The following is a 21,628-nucleotide window of genomic DNA, read 5'->3' as shown; positions in this document are numbered from 1 at the left end:
GTGAAAGAGCGTTTTTCAAGGCAGACTTTATTCGCCCCCATTGGTGAAGGGGGCCAATTGAAAATTATGAAGAAGCATGTACTGCTTCTTGGTGCAGGGGCTTTGGGATCTGCTAATGCCGAGGCCCTTACTCGGGCAGGAGTAGGGAAGCTTACCATTGTCGACAGGGATTATGTCGAGACAAGTAATTTACAGCGCCAACAATTGTATACGGAACGGGATGTCGAGGAGAAACTGCCAAAAGCAGAAGCGGCAAAGCGTCATTTATTTGATATCAATCATGAAGTTGAAGTGAATGCCATCATCATGGATGCAACTGCCCAGAACCTCGAGCAGCTGCTTGGAGATGTTGATTTGATATTGGATGCAACCGATAATTTTGAGACACGGATGATCATTAATGATTTATCACAAAAGCTTCATATACCGTGGATTTATGGGGCATGTGTAGGAAGTGTGGGCATGACTTTGACAATCATTCCCGGACAGACCCCATGTTTGCACTGTTTGCTTAAAGCGATCCCCATTCAAGGTATGACCTGTGACACAGGAGGAATCATATCACCGGCTGTAACGATGGTAGTGGCCCACCAAACTGCCGAAGCTTTGAAAATCCTTGTTGAAGATTGGGAATCGGTACGGCCTGCACTTGTTTCTTTTGATATGTGGAGAAATCAATACCAAACCGTTAAATTGACAAAAGCGAAAAAGAAAGATTGTCTCTCATGCGGAGAGCAGAGGACATACCCCTTTTTAACAATGGAAAATGCAACGAAAACGGCTGTTCTTTGCGGGAGGGATACTGTACAGGTAAGACCGCCAAAACCTTTGAAACTGCAACTTGAGAAACTAGCCAAGGATCTGGATGGCAGCGGCTATTTGGTGAAATTCAATCCATTTCTTCTCTCTTGTGAAAAAGCTGGGGAGCGTATCGTCATTTTCAAGGATGGACGGGCGTTGATTCACGGTACGAAGGACATGGTCCATGCAAAGGCCACGTACCAAAGAATTTTGGGATAAGATTATAAAAAACGAGGCCACAGGTTAGGGGCCTCGCTTTCTTATGAATCCATATAGGGTAATGGTTAGCGGGTATTAGTGTGTAACCCCGTCTTTATTATCTTGTTTGGAAGCAACGATGACTACCTTTCCTTCATCAAGCACTTCCTCGTAACGTTCTGCCTCCATATCACTAAGGCCAAGGTTGCTCATTCGGTTACGAAGTTCATCTCCGCGTGATTTAAAGAGATTTCCGACGGTATCAAGGAAACCTTGTTCCTTCATGCCTACACCTTCTGTATGGGTATTCTCGGTAAGGTGTTTTGAACGGGTTTTATCATGGGCAAACAAATATACATCATCTTTCGTATAACCTGATGTAACTAATTCATCGATTTTTTCCTTTGCTTGTAAACCGTTTTCTACTACATGTACTTGATACATATAAACTCCTCCTTGAATTTTAGTTAGATTCTCTTGAATATAGGTAAATGGAATCTTGCTTATTACACTTGCTGTTTGGCTATAGTAGTATATAACCTCATATGGGCACTGATAAACATTTATATGGAAGAAAATTTTAGTAAGTGGTGAAGCGGAATACCTTCTGAATGCGGTAGGTCAAGTATTTAAAGACAGGCAGTTTTTTCTGGTATTCACTGTAATCCACCGTGTATGTTCCATTTTGATTTGTCCAGAGTCTTTGAAAATAGCTATCGACGTCCTTGGAAACGTCCGCTTCATTTGGAGCATGGATTTCAACATTCGCTTCAAGATTATAGTCATCTAGATTGCGGGAGGTATAATTAGCCGATCCTCCAAGGATAACCGTTTCATTAGCCTTTTGGATCATCATCAACTTTGTATGGAACTGTTCTTTTTCTGTTTTGTACCAGCGGATCGAGATGTTTTCATCTCCCAGTTTTTCAAATTCGGCGGCAACCGGAAGATTGGGAAGCCCGATTTTCTCACTTCCGAAAGCGTTTTGATTCGGATCCAATATCATCTGAATCTTCACACCCCGTTCAGCTGCATCCGTTAATGCCTCGACAACCTCGCGATCGGCAATGTAGAACATGGCAAGATGTATCTTGTCACCCTTTTTTGCATCCTTAATTGCCTTAAGGACATGTTTATTGATTTTTCCTTCCGTTAGCAGTTGTACCGATATCGGTCCTTTATCTGCCGATGTCCCTTTGAACTCAGGAAATGACTTTGGTCCTCCCGAGAATTTCGAAGCGGCTTCTTCGGCTTTAAGAAAATCGCCGATGATATTCCCATTCATCTGGAAAGCGATATTGGAATGGAATCCACTTGCGTCATGAGGATTGGCAGATGAGATGATGGCCGTTTTTTCAGTAGCGACCACTTTTCTGTGATTGGCTTTTATATTCATCAGTCTAAGATAAGAACGCAAGGTGACCTTTGGCGCGCTTTTGGCCATTGGATTCACAATCCAGCCTTTTCCGCTTTCACCGAACCATTGGAAAAAGGTCCGATACACACCTGAATAGAGAGGATTCGGATCCCGAAGGCGGTCTAAGTTGGTAACAATGACATCAATTCCATTTTTCTTCATCGTTTCCAATGCCTCTAATTGGTAGGCATTATAGGAAGTATTCACTTCATCTGTAATGAATATAACCTGGAGATCAGGTTTCCTTTTCTTCTGTTTCACCAGATTATCCTTCAGGGTCTCGGTTAACTTCGGGAAGTTTATCTTTTCATCATAAAAAGCATTAAACAAAAACATATCGATTACGATATAAGAATCAGCCTCTTCTATCGCTTGATTTATAGTTTGGAAAATTCGCTGCTCATGTTGCGGATTCCCTTGTTCATCGTGGTAGGAGAGGTCATAGATGAAATCGATATCCTCGACATGATGAACTTTTCCTTCATAAGAAATATTATCGGGGAGAGGCTTGTAGCTGTTATAGACGATTACGATTGCAATGACGATCAAAATGCTGACAAGCAGATAAAATCGTTTTCTTTTGTACCATTTTTTCATAGGGACTCCTCCAACATCGTTAAATTGCTTGCTAACTTTCTATTTTCCCACTTTTGGGGTAAATAGAAACATAAATCGTAATCTATGGAAAAGGCAAGGCGATTAAGTTTGATATAATATAGTTTCAAAAAGTGGAAAGGGGCTGTGGCAGATGGAAAAGCAGTTATTGACAAATGATTGGTGGCCTCTATTGAAAGAGGAATTCAAAAAAGAATATTACCAGGGGCTAAGGCGATTTATAAAGCAAGAGTACAGCCAGCAAGTCATTCATCCTGATCAGGACGATATTTTTAATGCGCTTCACTATACTCCTTATGAAGGGGTAAAGGTTGTCATCCTTGGACAGGACCCTTACCATGGACCTGGTCAAGCGCATGGCCTTAGTTTTTCAGTTAAGCCGGAAGTTCGCATCCCACCCTCTTTAAGAAATATTTTTAAAGAGTTACACACCGATTTAGGCTATGAGGTTCCGAATAATGGTTACCTAGTCGAATGGGCAAAACAGGGAGTGCTTCTATTGAATACCGTCATGACTGTTCGTGAGGGAGAGGCCCACTCACACCGCGGAAAAGGATGGGAAATCTTTACGAATCAGGTGATTCGCCTATTGAATGACCGTCCGAAACCGGTTGTATTCATCCTGTGGGGAAAGCCTGCTCAAACCAAAATCCCTTTGATTGATGAAACCCGCCATAAAATCATTAAGTCCGTCCATCCAAGTCCGCTGTCGGCTTCTCGTGGTTTCTTTGGCACCAAACCTTTTTCCAAAACAAATCAATTGCTGATGGAAATGGGGGAATCCCCAATTGATTGGAAAATCTCGAACCGATGAAATGGGCAAGAAAACGAAACGGATGAATTGTATGGCGTGCCGCCATTTCTATATCACTTGGGATCCGAGTTTTCCAAAGGGCTGCCGTGCTTTTCAATTTAAAACATCAAACCAGCCTTCTCTTGATGTCTTTCATTCTTCAGGACAGCCATGCTTGAAATTTCAGGCCAAGCCAATTAAGAGGTAGGAAATATCCAAGGTGTTTTCTTCTCTGATTTTTGCTATGCTAGTTATGATAGTTCTGACCTGTATATAGACGAGGTGGTAAAGTTGGATATTTCATCAAGACAAATGTTGGATAAAATCGAAGAGCTTGTTTTAAAAGCGAAACAAGCAAATTCAGAGGATAAGGTGCAGGGGTATGTAATCGCCATCAAGTCCCTTTGTGAAGTAATGGTGGATGAAAAAACAGCGAACATCAGCATACCGAAGCCAATCACATTGACCCAGCCCGTTATGTCGGCTACACCGAATGTAGAACCGGTTAAAATGGATGAGGCTAATGGGGAGTCCTTGTTCGATTTTTAAATGAGGGAAGGGGAGAGAAATAATTGAAACTGTTCATCATTTTAGGTGCATTGAATGGGTTTATTGCTGTGGCACTAGGTGCATTCGGTGCACACGGACTGGAAGGGAAAATTCCCGATAAATATTTAGAAACCTGGCAAACCGCTGTTCAATATCAAATGTTCCATGCGGTAGGTTTATTGGTACTCGGTTTATTGGCTGGGAAAATTTCAAGTCCGCTGATCAACTGGTCCGGCTGGCTTATGTTAATAGGAATCATCCTGTTTTCCGGAAGTTTATTCGTTCTAAGCGTTACGCAAATCAAAGTCCTTGGGGCCATCACACCGCTTGGCGGAGTTTCCTTCTTGGTTGCTTGGGTCTTAATGATCGTTGCTGCATATAAATACTTGTAATGGAATTAGCTGATTTTCTTAGATTAGCTGAGACTGTTGACAAATTCGAAGTTCGAGTATCGAGTTTGCCTACAGTTTTTTTATGGCTTGTACAATTTGGTCGTTGATTTCCGCTCCAGGCACTCGCTTTCCGCGGGCAGTCATGGAGCCTCCTCGGCTTGCGCCTGTGAGGTATATCCCCTAGACACGCTTTTCTAAGCAGGAGTCTCGACACCCGCTTCAATCAACTTTGTTATAACATCGAGTTGAAGGTGTTGGGTTTGGGAACATCATTTGATGAAAGAAAGTTTTCCGAGCCACTTTTTGGGAAAAAGTCATTCCAATATAAGAAGAGCCTCAGAATCAAATAGATTCTGAGGCTCTTCTATATAGGATTTTTTCACCTTGGCGAATAGCTGGCAAGCCCAGCTCCTCCGTATGGATATTCATATTCGATTTCTTCATCAAACGTTATATAATCTAAGTATACCATCGGGATTAAGTATCGTTTTCCCGTTTGAGGGTCGCTTATGATTAAATGATCGCGTCCTGCAGCCTCAATGATTCCTTTGAAGATCTTGGCATTCCATTCCTTGTTGTTTTCAAACGTTGTATAAACAGTGGCTAGTTTCCCTTTATTCAAACGCAATATGTTCTCGATGTATGATTGTTCGACCGGAAGCATGCCAGGTATCTGTGGTCCGGAAGGGGGTTGACCCATCGTCATCGGCATTTGTTGTGGCGTGCCTGCCATAGTGGGCTGTTGTGGCTGGTATGATGGCTGTTGGTATCCTTGCTGCGGGTAACCTTGTTGCTGGTTAAGATTTTGCTGCCTTAGTTCAGGCTCATTATTCTCATAGGGGTAATAGGGGCTTCCCCCGTACGGGTAGTTACCATAAGGATTATTTTGTGACATTGCATTCCCTCCTAAATTCAAGGTTTAGTTGATGCTGTGGAATTTGGACAATCCGAGAGTGTGGACTGGAAGAAACAGTGCGATTTATAGCGACCGGTAGTATTGTATATGTTTTCTGGACAAACTCCGGGTGGCTTGAAAAACCACAATGAATGTTAAGCGATACATAACGGCTGCCGTTCATGATAAAAGCCATACCCTCTTGTCGGCTAATGAAAAAAGTAACGTTCCTTCACCTCGCTGGAGTCAGGAATTGCCTTGATCAATTTTCCTGAAAGCTGAATGGGACTGTGAAAAATAAATTCATCACTATTGAAAATGTATGGGATGTGGAATGGATTTATTCCACAGGCGGGGAAAATAAAAAGGAGGGTGCAAAAAAAGCTTCCGGAAACCGGAAGCTCATCGTCTTATACGTATAGGAATGAAGGTACGTTTTCTTCCGGCAGGATATTGCCAACGAAGAAAGAACCAAATGCAGCGTAACGTGCACTCACTTCATCAAAACGCATTTCATAGATTAATTTTTTGAATTGAAGGACATCATCTGCGAATAGTGTTACGCCCCATTCATAATCATCAAAACCAACAGAACCTGAAATGATTTGTTTTACTTTACCGGCATAACTGCGGCCAATCAAGCCGTGGGAACGCATTAAGCCTTTGCGCTCTTCCATGGAAAGCATATACCAGTTATCATCGCCATCACGACGCTTGTCCATTGGATAGAAGCATACATGTTTCGCTTTTGGAAGTGTCGGATAAAGTCTGGAACGGACATGAGGGTTCTGGTATGGGTCCTCACCATCTCCACCAGCTAAGTAATTGCTTAATTCCACGACGGAAACGTATGAATAAGCGGGAATTGTATATTCGGCAAGCTTCGTTTTGTTGAATTCGTTTTCAATTGCATTCAATTCTTCCATTGTTGGGCGGGCAAACATAAGCATGAAGTCCGCTTTCTGACCAACGATGGAATAAAGGGCATGGCTGCCTTCATTGTCGCTTTGTGTCATATTCCATTTATCCAGTAAACCTTGGAATTCAGAGATGGCCAATTGGCGTTCGTCACTTGATAACGTTTTCCAAGAAGACCAGTCTATTAGACGGAAATCATGTAAACAATACCAGCCGTCCAGAGTTTGTGCTGCTTCACTCATTACGATCACTCCTAAGTCTTATTATAACTTTAATATAACATAGTTTCAGTATAAGGAAATTTATATCAACCCGCAAACACGATCACTGTTTTTCGGTGTTCAAACAAATTTCAAATTTGCGGATTGGCAGGGGACCAAGTGGGCTGGAATTTACCTGGCTGCTAGAGTATTCTTAAAAGAAGACGGCAATGGATTTTCATCGGATGTTAAATATAGAAAAAATAGGGGAAACGTATCTAAAAAGGAGGAAGAGCCAATGAGTGATTTATTTGAAATATTGGAATCGAAAATTATGGGGCATAATTTAAAGATCGTTTTTCCGGAAAGTTTGGATGAACGGATTTTGGGAGCGGCAGGCAGGCTGGCCAAAGCTAAACTGTTGACACCGGTATTGATCGGGGATATCGGGTCGATTCAAGAGAAGGCAAAGGATTTAAAGATCTCCCTTGATGCAATCGAAATATATGATCCGAAGAATTATATCATGATGGATGAAATGGTTGAAGCGTTCGTGAAGGTCCGTGATGGAAAAGCGACCGACATAGAAGCACGTGAAATCTTAATGGATGAGAACTATTTTGGAACCATGCTCGTCCAGATGAAACTGGCACATGGAATGGTGAGCGGCGCAACTCATTCGACTGCCGATACGGTTCGGCCCGCCCTAAGGGTCATTAAAACAAAGCCAGGCGTCCAAAAAACATCGGGAGTATTCATCATGGTCCGGGATGAAGAAAAATATGTGTTCGCCGATTGTGCGATCAATATAAACCCCAATTCCCAGGACCTCGCTGAAATTGCAATAGAAAGTGCGAAGACTGCACGAATGTTCGATATCGAACCGCGTGTGGCGATGCTGAGCTTTTCGACGAAGGGATCGGCAACATCCCCCGAGACCTTAAAAGTGGCTGATGCTGTCGATTTGGCAAAAGAAATGGACCCTGAAATCATTCTTGATGGGGAATTTCAGTTTGACGCGGCCTTCGTTCCTTCGGTAGCAAGAAAAAAAGCACCGGATTCCCTTATTCAGGGGGATGCGAATGTTTTTATTTTCCCAAGTCTCGAAGCAGGGAACATCAGCTATAAGATGGTACAGCGCTTGGGCGGCTTCGAAGCGGTCGGTCCGATCCTTCAGGGCCTGAATCGTCCGGTGAATGACCTTTCGAGGGGATGCAGTGAAGAGGATGTATATAAACTGGCTGTCATTACAGCGGCACAGGGGTTTGTGGCGCAGTATCAATAGGCAGCTGAAGGATTACATGTAGAGGGAGATTCGTATGGGTGAAACAGATTCATTATTAATGCAGCAAGAGTGGAGGATTATTGATCAATCTTCCGTAGGACCTCAGTTTCCTGCTCTTGAGTCCTTTGCGATGGATGATACATTTTGCGCTTCCGTAGGGTCAGGTAAATCAGCGGCCGTAGCCAGGGCGTGGGTACACCATCGAACCATCGTCATGGGTATACAGGATACGAAGTTGCCTTTTCTTAAAAAGGGTTTGGATCATTTAGAAGAACAAGGCTTTCAGGCCATCGTGAGGAATTCCGGAGGACTGGCAGTCGTGCTGGATGAGGGTGTCCTTAATTTGTCGCTCATTTTTCCTGAAAACGAGCGGAAAATTGAAATCAATCGTGGATATGATGCGATGTGGGAGCTTGTCCAATTGATGTTTTCCGATTTCCCAGTCACGATGGAAGCAAGGGAAATCGTCGGTTCCTATTGTCCTGGAAGTTATGATTTAAGTATAAATGGGCAGAAATTTGCAGGTATTTCCCAGCGCAGGATCCGCAATGGCGTAGCGGTGCAAATCTATTTGTGTGTCAATGGAAGCGGGGCTGAACGTGCCAGTCTCGTGAAGGGTTTTTATGATGCAGCTAAAGGAAATGCAGAAACCAAATTCGTTTATCCTGAAATCGTCCCTTCGGTAATGGCGTCCCTAACTGAATTGTTGGGCGTGCAATTGAGTGTTCAGGACGTGATGCTCAGATTCCTGCATGTATTGAAGGAACATAGCGAAAGGATATTCTCTGACACTCTTTCCGTTCAGGAATGGCCGATGTATGAGGCATACTTGGCAAGAGTGGTGGAACGCAATGATAAAGTATTTGATGCAATAAAGGATTGAAATGAAAGAAGCCGTTCCATTAAGCCAGGAACGGCTTCTTTCAATTAATACGACTTTAGCATTCACTGAAACTGTAAAAGGACTGGATGATAGGCAACGGCGTCCGGGGAGATATTATTCCTTCTTTCTTGAAACAATGAAAAAAAGAGCCTTATTGGCTCCCTTTTTCGGATAAACATGGTGAAACGGCCTTTATCATGTGGTTGACCTATGTAACTTATCCCCACATTATCTTATTACTCGGCCATTTTTTCCAAATTGCCATTCCGGTCCATCTTGAATTTAGTTGCCGGACGTTCCTCTTCCTCTAACAAAACCAGCTTTCTTGCTCGATTCATGATATTCATCAAAGTTTCATAATCTTCCTGCATCAAGCCGCTGTTTTGTTCTAGGTGGCTGATTTTATTCTCCAACTCTTCGTTCCGCTTTTTCAGCCCTTTAATTTCAAGCTGCAATCTTTCATTTTCGGTTTTTAATACTTCGGCTTGAAGCATACGGCCGTTCATAGATTCCAAATAGGCGATGACGGTATCAAGGCTCATGGCCATTTCCAAAGGTACTGGTGTGTGCTGTGTCTTAGGAGCGAGGGCTTCTGCCACAACGAATTCCTCTGCTGCTTCATAATTGGTAGTATCGACTTCGGATTTCAACTCTGGTTCCTCTTCTTGTACATGGGGAACCAATATATCGGAAATCGTTGGGGACGGCGGTGTATAAAGAAGCCGTTTTTTTCCTCCTTGATCTTTTCCGAGGATCCTTTGCCGTTGCTTACGCTGTTTCTTGGCAAGGGAAAGCGCTTTATCATAATTATGGCGGACCACTGCATTCCAGCGGAATCCGCATGCTGCCGAGGTGCGATTCAACTTATCTCCTACCTCTTCAAAAGCATTGAGCTGAGTGCTGCCTTCCCGCACATGGCGCAATACCGTTTCTGCCAAAAGCAAATCATCTTCTTCTGTCCAGGCGTCTTGACGAACCTTCATTTCCACATACTCCCTTTCTGGTAATTTTTAAAATAAATAACTATATAAAATATCGTGTGGCAGTGATTTATGGAGTGTTCTACTAGCATTTTGGACAAAATATGGTTTTTTTATACAAAAAGGTTAAAAGGATACTAGTTTTTTGATTTTTTACATCCTTTTCCTATCATCCAGCCCTCTTGAAATTCATAAGTAGAAACGGTAAAATACCCTTTAGTCGTATAAATGGATGAAAAATAGTTAGTCATGGAAAGGATGGTGACCGGAGGATGTCCAATGAATTCAGAGTGTGCGATGACTGCTTGGCGGTAAACATTAAAACATTGATTCCGCGTCTTGAAAAGCTTGATCCCGACGCGAAAATTGAAGTGGGCTGTCAATCCTATTGCGGTCCTGGCAGAAAGAAGTCTTTTGCCTTTGTCAATAACCGTCCAGTTGCTGCACCGACAGAAGACGAGTTACTAGATAAAATCAATAAAAAACTAAAGTAGGATCCATGATATATAGGTAGAGTGGATTGTTTGCTTATGATAAATGAAACAAGTAATCATCACCCAGATTCGACACACTGCGGTGATTTTTTATTTCTTTATTTTCAAGACAAAATCGGACTGAAACTTCCGTTTTCTTACAAAATGACCCCTCTTACTAGAAAGGTGGAAGTTAGGGTTTTTTGTCAAAACACGCTATAATGAGTGCATCGAGATTACGAAAAAGAGGGTAGTTCATGGAATATTCCGGCGAAAAATTACAAGAAGAAAAAGTATTCAAGGACCCGGTGCACCGATATATACATGTTCGCGACCGGGTTATATGGGATTTAATAGGGACGAAGGAATTTCAGCGTCTTCGAAGGATCAAACAGCTGGGAACGACTTATTTAACCTTTCATGGTGCGGAACATAGTCGGCTTAGCCATTCGCTTGGAGTATACGAGATTGTTCGGAGAATCGTGGATGATGTTTTCGAGGGCAGACCCGAATGGAAACCTGAGGAACGGTTACTATCCTTGTGCGCAGCACTTCTGCATGATTTGGGTCATGGTCCTTTCTCTCATTCTTTTGAAAAAGTGTTTGACCTGGATCATGAGCTATTCACGAGGCAGATAATCCTCGGCGATACGGAAGTGAATAAGATCCTCCTTAAGGTTGGACGTGATTTTCCTAAAAAAGTGGCAGAAGTCATAGCGAAAACCTATAAAGGCAAATTAGTAGTCAGCCTGATTTCGAGTCAGATCGATGCTGATAGAATGGACTATTTACAGCGTGATGCTTACTTCACTGGCGTGAGCTATGGACACTTCGATATGGAAAGGCTTTTGCGTGTAATGAGGCCAAGGGAAGAACACGCCGTCATAAAACAAAGCGGGATGCATGCGGTTGAGGATTATATCATGAGTCGCTACCAAATGTATTGGCAGGTTTATTTCCATCCAGTTACGAGAAGTGCGGAGGTCATACTTACCAAGATTCTACATAGAGCGAAACATTTATATGAATCCGGTTATGAGTTTGCCCAAGAACCACACCATTTTTATTCATTGTTCAGGGGAGAAGTGACTTTAACGGACTACTTGAAAATGGATGAATCGGTGATGCTCTATTATTTCGAAGCATGGGAAGACGAAAACGATGCGATTTTAAAAGATTTATGCATTCGCTTCGTTAACCGTAAACTATTTAAATATGTGGAATTCCATCCATCGAACAGTCAAATGAACAGGTTGATGGAGTTAAGGACGCTATTCAAGAAGGCAGGCATCGATCCGGATTATTATCTTGTCGTCGATTCTTCATCAGATCTGCCGTATGATTTTTACCGGCCAGGTGAGGAAGAGGAGAGGCTGCCGATTCACTTGCTGAAAAATAATGGCGAAATTCGTGAATTATCGCGTGAATCCGAAATTGTCGATGCAATTTCAGGGAAAAGAAGAACGGATCATAAGTTATATTATCCAGCGGATTTATTGCGTGATGAATCTACGAAGAAAAATATAAAAAAACAGATTCGAAAGCTTTTGGAGCTATCGGATTAAAGTGGTACATTTTTGGTGAGGAGTGACGAGCCTTGTTTAAGGATCATGCAAACATTATCAATGCAATTTCTACTGCCGGTGAAATCTCGGGTAGGAAAAAATTACAAAAGATCGTTTATATCGCGAAGAAGCTGTCCTTCCCATTTCATGAAAAGTTTCAGTTTCACTTTTATGGACCGTATTCGGAGGAGCTGACCTTACGTATCGAAGAGCTCTGCGAAATGGGCTACTTGAATGAAGTAAGGGAAAAAAAAGCAGGCTATTATCAATATTGTTATTCGATAACGGATGCAGGCCGGGATTTCCTATCCATACAGGAAGTGGAGATGCCGGCACTTGAGGCATGCTTACAGGATATGAACGAACAGAATGCCAGGTTTTTGGAGCTGGTTTCAACGGTATTATACTTTGACACGCTTGAAAAAGAGGAAGTCACGGAGAAAATTTTTACGCTGAAAAGCAAACAAAAATATACGCTTGAAGAAATTGATGAGGCGTATGAATATATTGAGCAGCTAAAAACAAAAGCTAAGCCGAATTGATGGCTTAGCTTTTCCCCAATATGTAAATCTTATAAATCGCTTTTACGGACACCGGCTACCGCTAAATGATTTTTTGACATTTCTTCAATGAAAATCGTCACGGCTTCAGCTGGTGCTCCAGTTGTTTCCGTTACGGCTGCAGTCACCTTTTCGACTAAAGCCTTTTTTTGTTCGTCTGTACGGCCTTCAAGCATTTTGACTGTTACATATGGCATCTCTTTTCCCCCCTTCCTCTCTTATCTTTTAGTGTTTCACAATGGAAAAAGAAATGCAAGACACGGAAGTCAGAGTTTTTTCACTTCTTGATCTTTTGATGTATACTAACGGTAATATATATTGGGGGAGAAGCTATTGGAGCAAATAGAACGGTTTTTGGCTTATAGATTGGAAGAACTTCCATATGTCATTGTGTCACTGTTGATCGCCTTTACGGTTCATGAATTTTCCCATGCTTATGTGGCCTATAAGTTCGGTGATCCGACAGCAAAGAATGAAGGAAGAGTCACATTGAATCCGATTTCCCATTTGGATCCGATCGGGACGTTGCTGATATTAATAGCAGGATTTGGTTGGGCGAGACCTGTACCGGTTAATCGTTTTCACTTCAAGAATCCAAAATTGGCAGGAGTGCTCGTCTCTTTTGCCGGCCCGTTCAGTAATTTGATTGTTGCAATTTTGGGATATTTAATTTTCTACGGATTGCTTGCCGCAGGCGTTGGGCCTGATTTACCTTTTTTCGTCGAGCCATTCTTAAGTATGCTCATAAATTTAAATGTCCTTTTATTTGTATTTAATCTGATACCGCTGCCGCCGCTCGATGGGTATAGGATCGTACAGGATCTTGTTTCAGCAGACTTGCGGGCAAAAATGACCCAGTATGAACAATACGGCTCCCTTATTTTTTTGATTCTGATCATCACACCTCTGAGTCAATATACAATTAGACCGATTTTGGATACTGGCATTAAATTTGTAGGAGGCACCTTGAATCAATTTATTTCACTTTTGTTTTTTTAACCAATAATAAGGAATGACAAACCATAAAGGGGGATATAAGCATGGATGAACAACCAAAGAAAAAGGTAGGCTTTAATATTATAAAAAACGACCCGACAGAAGGTCATGGCGGATATGGAGCAGGGGTTTTAACGCTCGATAATATTTCCCCGGTCATCATCGATGTGGATGCAGGTGAGGCAGAGGTCGATATCGGCGCGATGCATGCAAGAAGTGCAGTGGAAAAAGGGATCAAGTTTTTAAAGACTAAAGAGGAGGTCCCGAATGCCAAACCTTACTGGCTTGTTTGGGTGACCATTGAAGCCACTCAAAATGGTCCGCACTATGCAGGTGTGACAGCATGTGAAATGATGGTCGACAGGTCAATTAGACGCGGTTACAAATCGCTCCCGGAGCATGTTAACCGGATGGATAAATCGCTAAAACGAAAAATCATCGTCGAGGACATGGACGATAAATCAAAACGTGTGCTGGCAGACTTCCTGAAAAATCATGATGCAGGAATGTGGGAGCGTTCTTCAGATCTGCTGAAGGAGTCACTGACGGTTTGAAACTCGATTAATGGGTGAAATGTTAAGTTTAGTGAAAAATGCACTTGTAGGAAAGCGATAAAATCAGTAAACTTAAAGACAGCAGTTTAGTCACTGTGGAACTAGGACAGAAAAACCCCCGAAGCCGCTGCCGGCTTCGGGGGTTTTTCGTTATCCCCAAGGTTTTAAGACTTTTTTGTACCATGGGGCCTTTTTATGTTCTTCTTCTTTTGGGGCATGTTTCGGACTCTTACCCTTAAAGTGCTCGGCACAGTATTCGACAGGTTCGGTTCCTTTAACATAATAAGTCAATCTTGAGGCAGGACAGTCCTTTGTGGCCAATTTTCCGCTAACGGGGTTCACGTCTACCCCGATTACGTTTTCGGTTTCCTTAAATGATTTTGCCGGTTTCCCTTGCAGGCCCTTTTCCATATAGGAAGCCCAGATTTTCTTTGCATAGCCTTTTTCAGCAGGGATCTCGATCTTTTTGCCTTGATCATATCCAGTCCATACTCCTGCTACAAGCTCCGGTGTGTAACCGATCATCCAGCTATCAGTCGGGGTGGAGCCTGATTTACCCGCATATGGGCGGGACAGCTGGGAACTAATGGTGCTGCCGGTCACTTTCGTATAGCCATTTAAGGTTTCATCGAAAACCCCTGTAAGCATCTGGGTCATGACAAATGCCTTATCCTCATCCAAAATCTGTTCCGGTTTCTCATTTTCATCAAAAATCACTTCACCTTTTTGATTTTCAACCTTTTTGATGAACACGGGTTCAACCTTCTTGCCGCCGTTAGCCAGAATGCTATATGCGTTCACCATTTCAATCGCCCTTACACCTGATGTACCGAGTGCCAGGGAGGGAACCGCATCCATCTTTGCCGTGATGCCGAAACGACGCGCCGTATCGACCAATGTCTGTTCCCCAAGGAACAAGTGCGTTTTTACGGCGAAGATATTATCGGAAAGAGCAATGGCCTGAGCCATCGTGATTTCGCCTTCCGCATATTGATGGTTGTAATTATGCGGTGAGTAAGATGAGTGACCATCATCGAAAGAAAATGTAGTTGTCTCGCTTTTTAAAGTGGTGGACGGTGTGAAACCATTCTCCAATGCTGAATAGTATAGCAAGGGCTTAATGGTTGAACCAGGCTGGCGAACGGCCTGTGTGGCCCGATTGAATGGCGACTCGGAGTAATCTTTCCCTCCGACCAGCGCACGGACCTCCCCGGTATCCGGATCCATTGCCACTATCGAGGCTTGAATGCCTGAAGACTTGGGTATGGTATTGGAAAGAACTTCTTCGGCTGCATCCTGCTGGGTTTCGTCCAGTGTGGTATAGACCTTAAGCCCGCCAAGCTCGATTGTCCGGTCATCTAAATGAAGCTGAGTTTTTAAAGCCTGCTTGACGGCATCTTGGAAATAGGGAGCGGTCTTCTTGGTGACCGTTCCGTGTTCTCCCTTTAATGTAAGGGATGTTCGCAGCGCTTCCGCGATATCCTTTCCTGAAACGTAGTTTTTGCTTTTCATGGCTTGCAGGACGACTTTCTGCCTTGATTTCGCTTTTTCAAAGTTATCCAATGGAGAATAGTTTGACGGCCCTTTTGGTATTCCAGCCAGCATGCTCGCTTCAGGAAGGGTCAAATCCTTGGCATCCTTGCCAAAGTAATATTGACTCGCCGCTTGGGCTCCATAGGCGCCATGGCCATAGTAAATCGTATTTAAATAGCCTTCTAGAATTTCCTTTTTGGAGTAGTTCATTTCTAAACGTATCGTATAAAAGGCCTCATTAAATTTACGTGACCACGTTTTGTCATGCCCAAGAAACAGGTTCCTGGCATACTGCTGGGTAATGGTGCTTGCACCCTGGACTTTGGACATTGCCTTAATATCAGCAAGGATGGCTCCGCCGATCCGCTTTATATCAAATCCATTATGCGTGAAAAATTGACGGTCTTCAACGGCGACAGTCGCTTTGACGAGCTCCGGTGAAATCGACTCCATTTCGGCCCAGTAACGTTTCTGGCCATTATCGGTCTCACCAATCACATTTCCATTATCGCTATAATAGAGAGTGGACTGCGGCACCACCAAAGGAGGCGGACCTAATATTTTTGCATAAATCAGTAAAGAGAGAAGCAATACAAAGAGTATTGTGAGCCCGATTGTAGCAAGGATAATGAAGGCCCGTACATATTTAGTTGTCCTTTTAAATCGTTCGCTTGGAATCAATTCCATTGCTTTCACCTCTCTTATCAGGTAAGAATCTAGTATCTATTACTATTATGGAAAAAAAAGAGAATTTTAAACATAAGAACAGCATTTAAGAAATTTATCTTGCAATTCTGCTAGATTCGTCTATAATTTTTCTAGCTAATGACTATACCGATTTTGGGGAACCTATAAGGTGACTGACAATATGAAATGGAAAAGGAGCGTTAATAAATGAGCATTTGGTTTACTGAAAAACAAACAGAGAATTTTGGTATTACGATGAAAGTGAATCGTACTTTACATACGGAGCAAACTGAGTTTCAAAAGCTGGATATGATTGAAACGGAAGAGTGGGGCAATATGCTGTTGCTTGATGACATGGTAATGACTTCACAGCGTGATGAATTCGTGTACCATGAAATGGTAGCCCATGTTCCTTTATTTACCCATCCTAATCCAGAAAACGTTTTGGTTGTAGGAGGAGGGGACGGAGGAGTTATCCGTGAAATCCTAAAACACCCAAGCGTAAAAAAAGCTACATTGGTGGATATCGATGGGAAAGTTATCGAATACTCAAAGAAATTCCTGCCTGAAATTGCAGGCATGCTTGAAGATCCGCGTGTAGACGTACAAGTTGGGGATGGCTTCATGCACATCGCCAAAAGTGAAAATGAGTATGACGTGATCATGGTTGACTCGACTGAACCAGTCGGACCTGCCGTCAATTTATTCACTAAAGGTTTTTATGCCGGGATTTCCAAGGCTTTGAAAGAAGACGGGATTTTTGTGGCACAATCCGACAATCCTTGGTTTAAAGCGGACTTAATTCGTGATGTACAACGTGATGTAAAAGAAATATTCCCAATCACCAGCTTGTATTTAGCGAATATCCCGACGTACCCAAGCGGCCTTTGGGCGTTCACGATCGGATCGAAAAAATATAATCCATTAGAAGTGACTGAAGATCGTTTCCATGAATTAGAAACGAAATATTATACAAAAGAACTTCATAAAGCAGCTTTCGTTCTGCCTAAATTCGTTCAAGATTTAGTGAAATAAAGGAGGCATGGACCATGAAATTCGATGAAGCCTATTCAGGCAATGTATTCATTAAAAGCCATCCTGTTTTTGAGGAATCGGAAGCTGTGCTATACGGCATGCCAATGGACTGGACGGTAAGCTTCCGTCCGGGTTCCCGCTTCGGCCCTACCCGAATTCGTGAAGTTTCGATTGGTTTGGAAGAGTACAGCCCGTATTTAGATCGGGAATTAGAGGAAGTTAAATTCTTTGATGCCGGGGATATTCCATTACCATTCGGCAATCCGCAGCGCAGTATCGATATGATTGAAAAATATGTCGACAGCTTGTTGGATGCAGGTAAGTTCCCAATGGGTATGGGAGGGGAACATCTTGTAACATGGCCTGTCATCAAAGCCATGTTCAAAAAGTACCCCGATATGGCCATCATCCATATGGATGCCCATACAGATTTACGTGAGGATTATGAAGGAGAGCCGCTTTCCCATGCGTCCATCATCCGTAAATCCGCAGAACTTATCGGCCCGAAAAATGTATACTCTTTCGGCATTCGTTCCGGTTTGAAGGAAGAATTCCAATGGGCAAAAGAAAATGGCATGCACATCTCTAAATTTGAAGTTCTTGAACCTCTGAAAGAAGTACTGCCGCAGTTAGCTGGCCGTCCTGTATATGTGACGATCGACATCGATGTTCTTGATCCTGCGCATGCCCCGGGAACAGGCACTGTAGATTGTGGAGGCATTACCTCCAAAGAGCTTTTAGCTTCGATTCATGAGATAGCACGATCTGAAATTAATGTAGTCGGCTGCGATTTGGTAGAAGTGGCACCGATTTATGATCCATCCGAGCAAACTGCGAACACTGCGAGCAAGCTGATTCGCGAAATGATTTTAGGTTGGGTTCAAAAAGGTTAATGGATGTAAGACTTGACTGTTCCTGTTTTTTAGCGGGAATGGTCTTTTTTTTATCCATTCCGGGAAGGAATTTTACGTCTGATGGACTCTATTTGAATAAATCCGCCTCGATGAGTCATTATTGTGTTAAATTCAAATGAATGGCAACAACTTGAATTCGACAGTTTATCCTCTCTTTTTTTGATTTACACTTTATTTTCCGCTCCAAGTTGAAACTTGCTTGAAGAATATTTATACTTATAAAGTTAAGAACCACATGATGAAGGAAGTGTAGCTTTGACTCTTCATGATATAGATAAGCAAGCGATTAAAGTGACTTTACAGACAAAAATCAAGCACGGTTCAGAAACGGAAACGTATGAGCTGGTCACATTTGGTACAAAAATGTATAAAGGTGCAGATTTATATGTGCAATATAAAGAGGAAAATGAAGCCGGGCAAACACAAACGACCATCAAGCACAAACCGGATGAAACGATCCTGCTTAGAAATGGTGCCATTAAAATGAGGCAGCTTTTCCGCCTGAAGGAAGCGACAAATGGACATTACGAAAGTAAATATGGCAGGTTAGGATTACGGACGACCGCGAAGAAGATACATCATCAATGGGATGAGCAGACCAAACAAGGGAAACTTGTCCTTAAATATACGTTACATATGCAGGGAAGCGAACCCGGTCAATATGAGATGACGATTTCCTACAAGGAGGAAGTATAGCGCATGAATATAGTAAAAGAGGTACAGGAAAAACTGAAAGAAGAGATTAAAGCGGCAGTCATTAAAGCTGGTTTAGCAACGGAAGAGCAGATTCCAAATGTTGTATTGGAGCTGCCAAGAGATAAGACACATGGAGATTATTCCACGAACATGGCCATGCAATTAACGAAGATTGCAAAGAAAGCACCAAAGATGATAGCAGAGGCAATCATCGAAAACTTTGATAACTCAAAAGCATCCATCGAAAAAATCGAAATTGCAGGACCAGGTTTCATCAACTTCTACATGAATAATGCCTATTTGACAGAATTGATTCCTGTCATTTTGAAAGTGGATGAAGCATATGGGGAAAGTGACTTTGGAAAAGGAGAAAAAATCCAAGTGGAGTTCGTTTCCGCGAACCCGACCGGTGATCTCCATCTTGGTCATGCACGTGGTGCAGCAGTAGGTGATACTCTATGTAATATCCTCTCTAAAGCAGGTTACGATGTTTCACGTGAATACTATATCAATGATGCAGGAAACCAAATCAATAATTTGGCCATTTCCATAGAAGCTCGCTATTTCCAGGCACTTGGCCTCGAAAAGGATATGCCGGAGGGCGGTTATCATGGTGAAGATATCATTGGCATCGGTAAGACGCTTGCAAGTGAATATGGGGATAAATATGTAAATGCCGATGAGAAGGAACGTTTCGAATTTTTCCGTGAGTACGGCTTGAAATATGAAATGGAAAAACTGAAAACGGACTTAGGTAACTTCCGTGTCGGATTTGATGTATGGTACTCCGAAACATCCCTCTATCAAAACGGTAAAATTGATGAAGCACTTAAAGTGTTGAGGGAAAGGGGCCATGTTTACGAGGAAGATGGTGCTACATGGTTCCGCTCTACGGAATTAGGCGATGATAAAGACCGAGTGCTTATTAAGCAGGATGGATCTTACACATATCTGACACCGGATATTGCCTATCACCGTAATAAATTGGAACGCGGCTTTCAAACACTGATCAATATCTGGGGTGCAGATCACCACGGCTATATCCCGCGTATGAAAGCGGCGATCGAAGCATTAGGGTACAATCGCGAGCAGCTTGAAGTCGAAATCATACAGCTTGTTCACCTGTACAAGGATGGCGAGAAAATGAAAATGAGCAAGCGTACAGGTAAAGCAGTTACGATGCGTGACCTTATTGATGAAGTAGGTCTGGATGCAACTCGTTATTTCTTTGCGATGAGAAGTGCGGATACTCATATGGACTTCGATTTGGATCTTGCGGTCTCACAATCCAATGAAAACCCGGTTTATTATGCACAGTATGCCCACGCCCGTATTTCCAGCATTTTGCGCCAAGGTGTGGAACAAGGGATCAGCTATGAAGGAGTCACTGATTTCTCTGCCCTATCTACTGAAAAAGAAGTGGAGCTTTTGAAGAAATTAGGGGAATTCCCTCAGGCAATAGCGGAAGCGGCCGAAAAACGGATGCCTCACCGCATGACGAATTATATATATGACCTGGCTTCTACATTCCACAGTTTCTACAATGCAGATAAGGTTCTGGATGTTGAAGAGATGGAAAGAAGTAAGGCGCGTCTAGGACTGGTCAAATCCGTCCAAATTACTTTAAAGAATGCATTAGCCATCATCGGGGTTTCGGCACCGGAAAAAATGTAATGAAAAAAGCGGCTGTTTCTAACGAAACAGCCGCTTTTTTCAGGCTTAATTAACACTCGACGGCACCGCCGCTCACCCTTTTTACACCACGAAGCTTAGCTATATCCTCAATCAGCTGCAACATTGCCCGATCCTTCATCTTGGCCTCGATCATGAAATCCACGTCCTGTCCAAGATCCTTAAGCACTTTAAAAAGGGGCATGATGAACTCCAAATCGATATAATCTGCATGCGAGCGAAATTCACCTGCCGATTTTGGGGATGAAATATGAATCTTGGGTACCACCCCTGCCTGACCCCAAGTGGTGAACACCTCGGTGAGCAGCTCGTTAAGCGGCATATCTGAAAGGTTTGCGAGATGATGATGGTAATCGAATACAAGTGGGATGCATTCCCTCTTACATACGCTCAGGGTTTCAGATGCTGTATAGGTTTTATCATCATTTTCCAAAGTCATTCTTTCCTTGACATGCATAGGCAGCGATTTAAGATTATCATGAACCCTTACAAGGGCGGACTCTTTATCACCATAGGCTCCACCGACATGGATATTGATGAAAGAGGTGTCCGCTATGCCCATTGCATCAAGCATTTTATAATGGAACTCCATATCTTTTACGGCATTTTGTGTAATCTCAGGCTTAGGGCTTGTAAATAGCGTAAACTGATTCGGATGAAAGCTGAGCCTCATTTTGTGTGCGGTGGCCCAGTCGCCAAGCTGTTTCCACTCTCTTTTAAAAGGAGTAACGAAATCCCATTCTATTTCGGGATGTGTGGCTAAAGGTACGATGGAACTGGACATCCGGTATACTTCTATTTGGTGTGCCGTGTTATATTGAAGGACCCTTAAGGTATTTTCAATGTTCTGCCTTGTCACATCCAGGAGTTTTTCCATTCCTTTTTCGGGGCCAAGTGTGCTATATCGCTTGAAAGTAAGTGTCTTGGCCGGAGAAGCTTCCCATAAACAGGTGGCATTGGATACGAATCCAAATCTTATTTTCATTTTATTTTTCTC

The 21,628-nt window shown here is 42.8% G+C and carries 23 protein-coding genes; 15 read left to right on the top strand and 8 right to left on the bottom strand.

Annotated features, from left to right (window positions below; genetic code table 11):
* On the top strand, positions 1-1,020 hold the full coding sequence (locus ACFVS1_RS19905) for a MoeB/ThiF family adenylyltransferase (RefSeq protein WP_352924134.1): 1,020 nt from the start codon (positions 1-3) through the stop codon (positions 1,018-1,020).
* A gap of 75 nt (positions 1,021-1,095) precedes the next feature.
* On the opposite strand, the gene ACFVS1_RS19900 is transcribed toward ACFVS1_RS19905, so the two are convergent.
* Together ACFVS1_RS19900 and ACFVS1_RS19895 are read right to left on the bottom strand one after the other, a co-directional pair.
* A complete protein-coding gene (locus ACFVS1_RS19900; protein WP_352924132.1) occupies positions 1,096-1,443 on the bottom strand; it encodes a YflT domain-containing protein in 348 nt (115 codons plus the stop codon).
* A 136-nt stretch (positions 1,444-1,579) separates the two neighbouring features.
* Entirely contained in the window at positions 1,580-3,013 is a 1,434-nt protein-coding gene (locus tag ACFVS1_RS19895; protein ID WP_352924130.1) for a phospholipase D family protein, read from the bottom strand.
* Positions 3,014-3,164: 151 nt separating this feature from the next.
* On the opposite strand from ACFVS1_RS19895, the gene ACFVS1_RS19890 reads away from it, so the two are divergent.
* The 3 genes from ACFVS1_RS19890 (at position 3,165) to ACFVS1_RS19880 (ending at position 4,765) form a co-directional block, all read left to right on the top strand.
* Positions 3,165-3,845: a uracil-DNA glycosylase gene (locus tag ACFVS1_RS19890; protein WP_387549918.1), complete on the top strand. Its 681-nt coding sequence runs from the start codon at positions 3,165-3,167 to the stop codon at positions 3,843-3,845.
* A 270-nt stretch (positions 3,846-4,115) separates the two neighbouring features.
* Entirely contained in the window at positions 4,116-4,373 is a 258-nt protein-coding gene (locus tag ACFVS1_RS19885; protein WP_352924127.1) for a YwdI family protein, read from the top strand.
* Between the two features lie 23 nt (positions 4,374-4,396).
* The gene (locus ACFVS1_RS19880; protein ID WP_137017372.1) at positions 4,397-4,765 is read left to right on the top strand and encodes a DUF423 domain-containing protein; all 369 of its coding nucleotides are present in this window, start codon (positions 4,397-4,399) and stop codon (positions 4,763-4,765) included.
* Positions 4,766-5,144: 379 nt separating this feature from the next.
* Here the strand turns inward: ACFVS1_RS19880 and gerQ are convergent, their stop codons facing one another.
* Positions 5,145-5,660, bottom strand: a complete 516-nt coding sequence (gene gerQ / locus ACFVS1_RS19875) for a spore coat protein GerQ (protein WP_352924125.1) — start codon at positions 5,658-5,660, stop codon at positions 5,145-5,147.
* 410 nt (positions 5,661-6,070) lie between these two features.
* Positions 6,071-6,820, bottom strand: coding sequence for a hydrogen peroxide-dependent heme synthase (hemQ, locus tag ACFVS1_RS19870; RefSeq protein WP_352924123.1), 750 nt, complete (start codon positions 6,818-6,820; stop codon positions 6,071-6,073).
* Positions 6,821-7,076: 256 nt separating this feature from the next.
* Between hemQ and pta the strand changes: the two genes are divergently transcribed.
* Positions 7,077-8,063, top strand: a complete 987-nt coding sequence (gene pta, locus ACFVS1_RS19865; protein ID WP_387549914.1) for a phosphate acetyltransferase — start codon at positions 7,077-7,079, stop codon at positions 8,061-8,063.
* A 34-nt stretch (positions 8,064-8,097) separates the two neighbouring features.
* Positions 8,098-8,946, top strand: a complete 849-nt coding sequence (gene lipL, locus ACFVS1_RS19860; protein ID WP_352924120.1) for an octanoyl-[GcvH]:protein N-octanoyltransferase — start codon at positions 8,098-8,100, stop codon at positions 8,944-8,946.
* 236 nt (positions 8,947-9,182) lie between these two features.
* Here lipL and ACFVS1_RS19855 read toward each other — a convergent pair whose 3' ends face one another.
* Positions 9,183-9,929 carry an RsfA family transcriptional regulator gene (locus ACFVS1_RS19855; RefSeq protein WP_352924118.1) on the bottom strand — a complete coding sequence of 249 codons (747 nt, stop codon included), beginning with the start codon at positions 9,927-9,929 and terminating at the stop codon, positions 9,183-9,185.
* 269 nt (positions 9,930-10,198) lie between these two features.
* Between ACFVS1_RS19855 and ACFVS1_RS19850 the strand changes: the two genes are divergently transcribed.
* The 3 genes from ACFVS1_RS19850 (at position 10,199) to ACFVS1_RS19840 (ending at position 12,506) form a co-directional block, all read left to right on the top strand.
* Positions 10,199-10,420 carry a YuzB family protein gene (locus tag ACFVS1_RS19850; RefSeq protein ID WP_048683566.1) on the top strand — a complete coding sequence of 74 codons (222 nt, stop codon included), beginning with the start codon at positions 10,199-10,201 and terminating at the stop codon, positions 10,418-10,420.
* 236 nt (positions 10,421-10,656) lie between these two features.
* A complete protein-coding gene (locus ACFVS1_RS19845; protein WP_387549911.1) occupies positions 10,657-11,964 on the top strand; it encodes an HD domain-containing protein in 1,308 nt (435 codons plus the stop codon).
* Between the two features lie 32 nt (positions 11,965-11,996).
* On the top strand, positions 11,997-12,506 hold the full coding sequence (locus tag ACFVS1_RS19840; protein ID WP_098185024.1) for a YwgA family protein: 510 nt from the start codon (positions 11,997-11,999) through the stop codon (positions 12,504-12,506).
* 29 nt (positions 12,507-12,535) lie between these two features.
* Here ACFVS1_RS19840 and ACFVS1_RS19835 read toward each other — a convergent pair whose 3' ends face one another.
* On the bottom strand, positions 12,536-12,721 hold the full coding sequence (locus ACFVS1_RS19835) for a 2-hydroxymuconate tautomerase (RefSeq protein ID WP_034315897.1): 186 nt from the start codon (positions 12,719-12,721) through the stop codon (positions 12,536-12,538).
* A gap of 145 nt (positions 12,722-12,866) precedes the next feature.
* On the opposite strand from ACFVS1_RS19835, the gene ACFVS1_RS19830 reads away from it, so the two are divergent.
* Together ACFVS1_RS19830 and ACFVS1_RS19825 are read left to right on the top strand one after the other, a co-directional pair.
* On the top strand, positions 12,867-13,523 hold the full coding sequence (locus ACFVS1_RS19830; RefSeq protein WP_387550136.1) for a site-2 protease family protein: 657 nt from the start codon (positions 12,867-12,869) through the stop codon (positions 13,521-13,523).
* A 41-nt stretch (positions 13,524-13,564) separates the two neighbouring features.
* A complete protein-coding gene (locus ACFVS1_RS19825; protein WP_230176101.1) occupies positions 13,565-14,074 on the top strand; it encodes a YwhD family protein in 510 nt (169 codons plus the stop codon).
* 150 nt (positions 14,075-14,224) lie between these two features.
* On the opposite strand, the gene ACFVS1_RS19820 is transcribed toward ACFVS1_RS19825, so the two are convergent.
* On the bottom strand, positions 14,225-16,294 hold the full coding sequence (locus ACFVS1_RS19820) for a transglycosylase domain-containing protein (RefSeq protein WP_387549908.1): 2,070 nt from the start codon (positions 16,292-16,294) through the stop codon (positions 14,225-14,227).
* Between the two features lie 207 nt (positions 16,295-16,501).
* Between ACFVS1_RS19820 and speE the strand changes: the two genes are divergently transcribed.
* The 4 genes from speE (at position 16,502) to argS (ending at position 20,613) form a co-directional block, all read left to right on the top strand.
* On the top strand, positions 16,502-17,329 hold the full coding sequence (speE, locus tag ACFVS1_RS19815) for a spermidine synthase (RefSeq protein ID WP_101223866.1): 828 nt from the start codon (positions 16,502-16,504) through the stop codon (positions 17,327-17,329).
* A 14-nt stretch (positions 17,330-17,343) separates the two neighbouring features.
* Entirely contained in the window at positions 17,344-18,222 is an 879-nt protein-coding gene (gene speB, locus ACFVS1_RS19810; RefSeq protein ID WP_144527427.1) for an agmatinase, read from the top strand.
* A gap of 276 nt (positions 18,223-18,498) precedes the next feature.
* Positions 18,499-18,939, top strand: a complete 441-nt coding sequence (locus tag ACFVS1_RS19805; RefSeq protein ID WP_352924111.1) for a YwiB family protein — start codon at positions 18,499-18,501, stop codon at positions 18,937-18,939.
* A gap of 3 nt (positions 18,940-18,942) precedes the next feature.
* The gene (argS, locus tag ACFVS1_RS19800; RefSeq protein WP_352924109.1) at positions 18,943-20,613 is read left to right on the top strand and encodes an arginine--tRNA ligase; all 1,671 of its coding nucleotides are present in this window, start codon (positions 18,943-18,945) and stop codon (positions 20,611-20,613) included.
* A 49-nt stretch (positions 20,614-20,662) separates the two neighbouring features.
* Here argS and uvsE read toward each other — a convergent pair whose 3' ends face one another.
* Positions 20,663-21,616, bottom strand: coding sequence for a UV DNA damage repair endonuclease UvsE (gene uvsE, locus ACFVS1_RS19795; RefSeq protein WP_387549904.1), 954 nt, complete (start codon positions 21,614-21,616; stop codon positions 20,663-20,665).
* Positions 21,617-21,628: the final 12 nt, after the last annotated feature.

This window comes from Peribacillus sp. NPDC058075 (assembly GCF_042885195.1).
In the GTDB taxonomy this organism is placed as follows: domain Bacteria; phylum Bacillota; class Bacilli; order Bacillales; family DSM-1321; genus Peribacillus.
The sequence above is the reverse complement of the archived record's forward strand: the minus strand, read 5'-3'. Positions and strand labels throughout refer to the sequence as shown.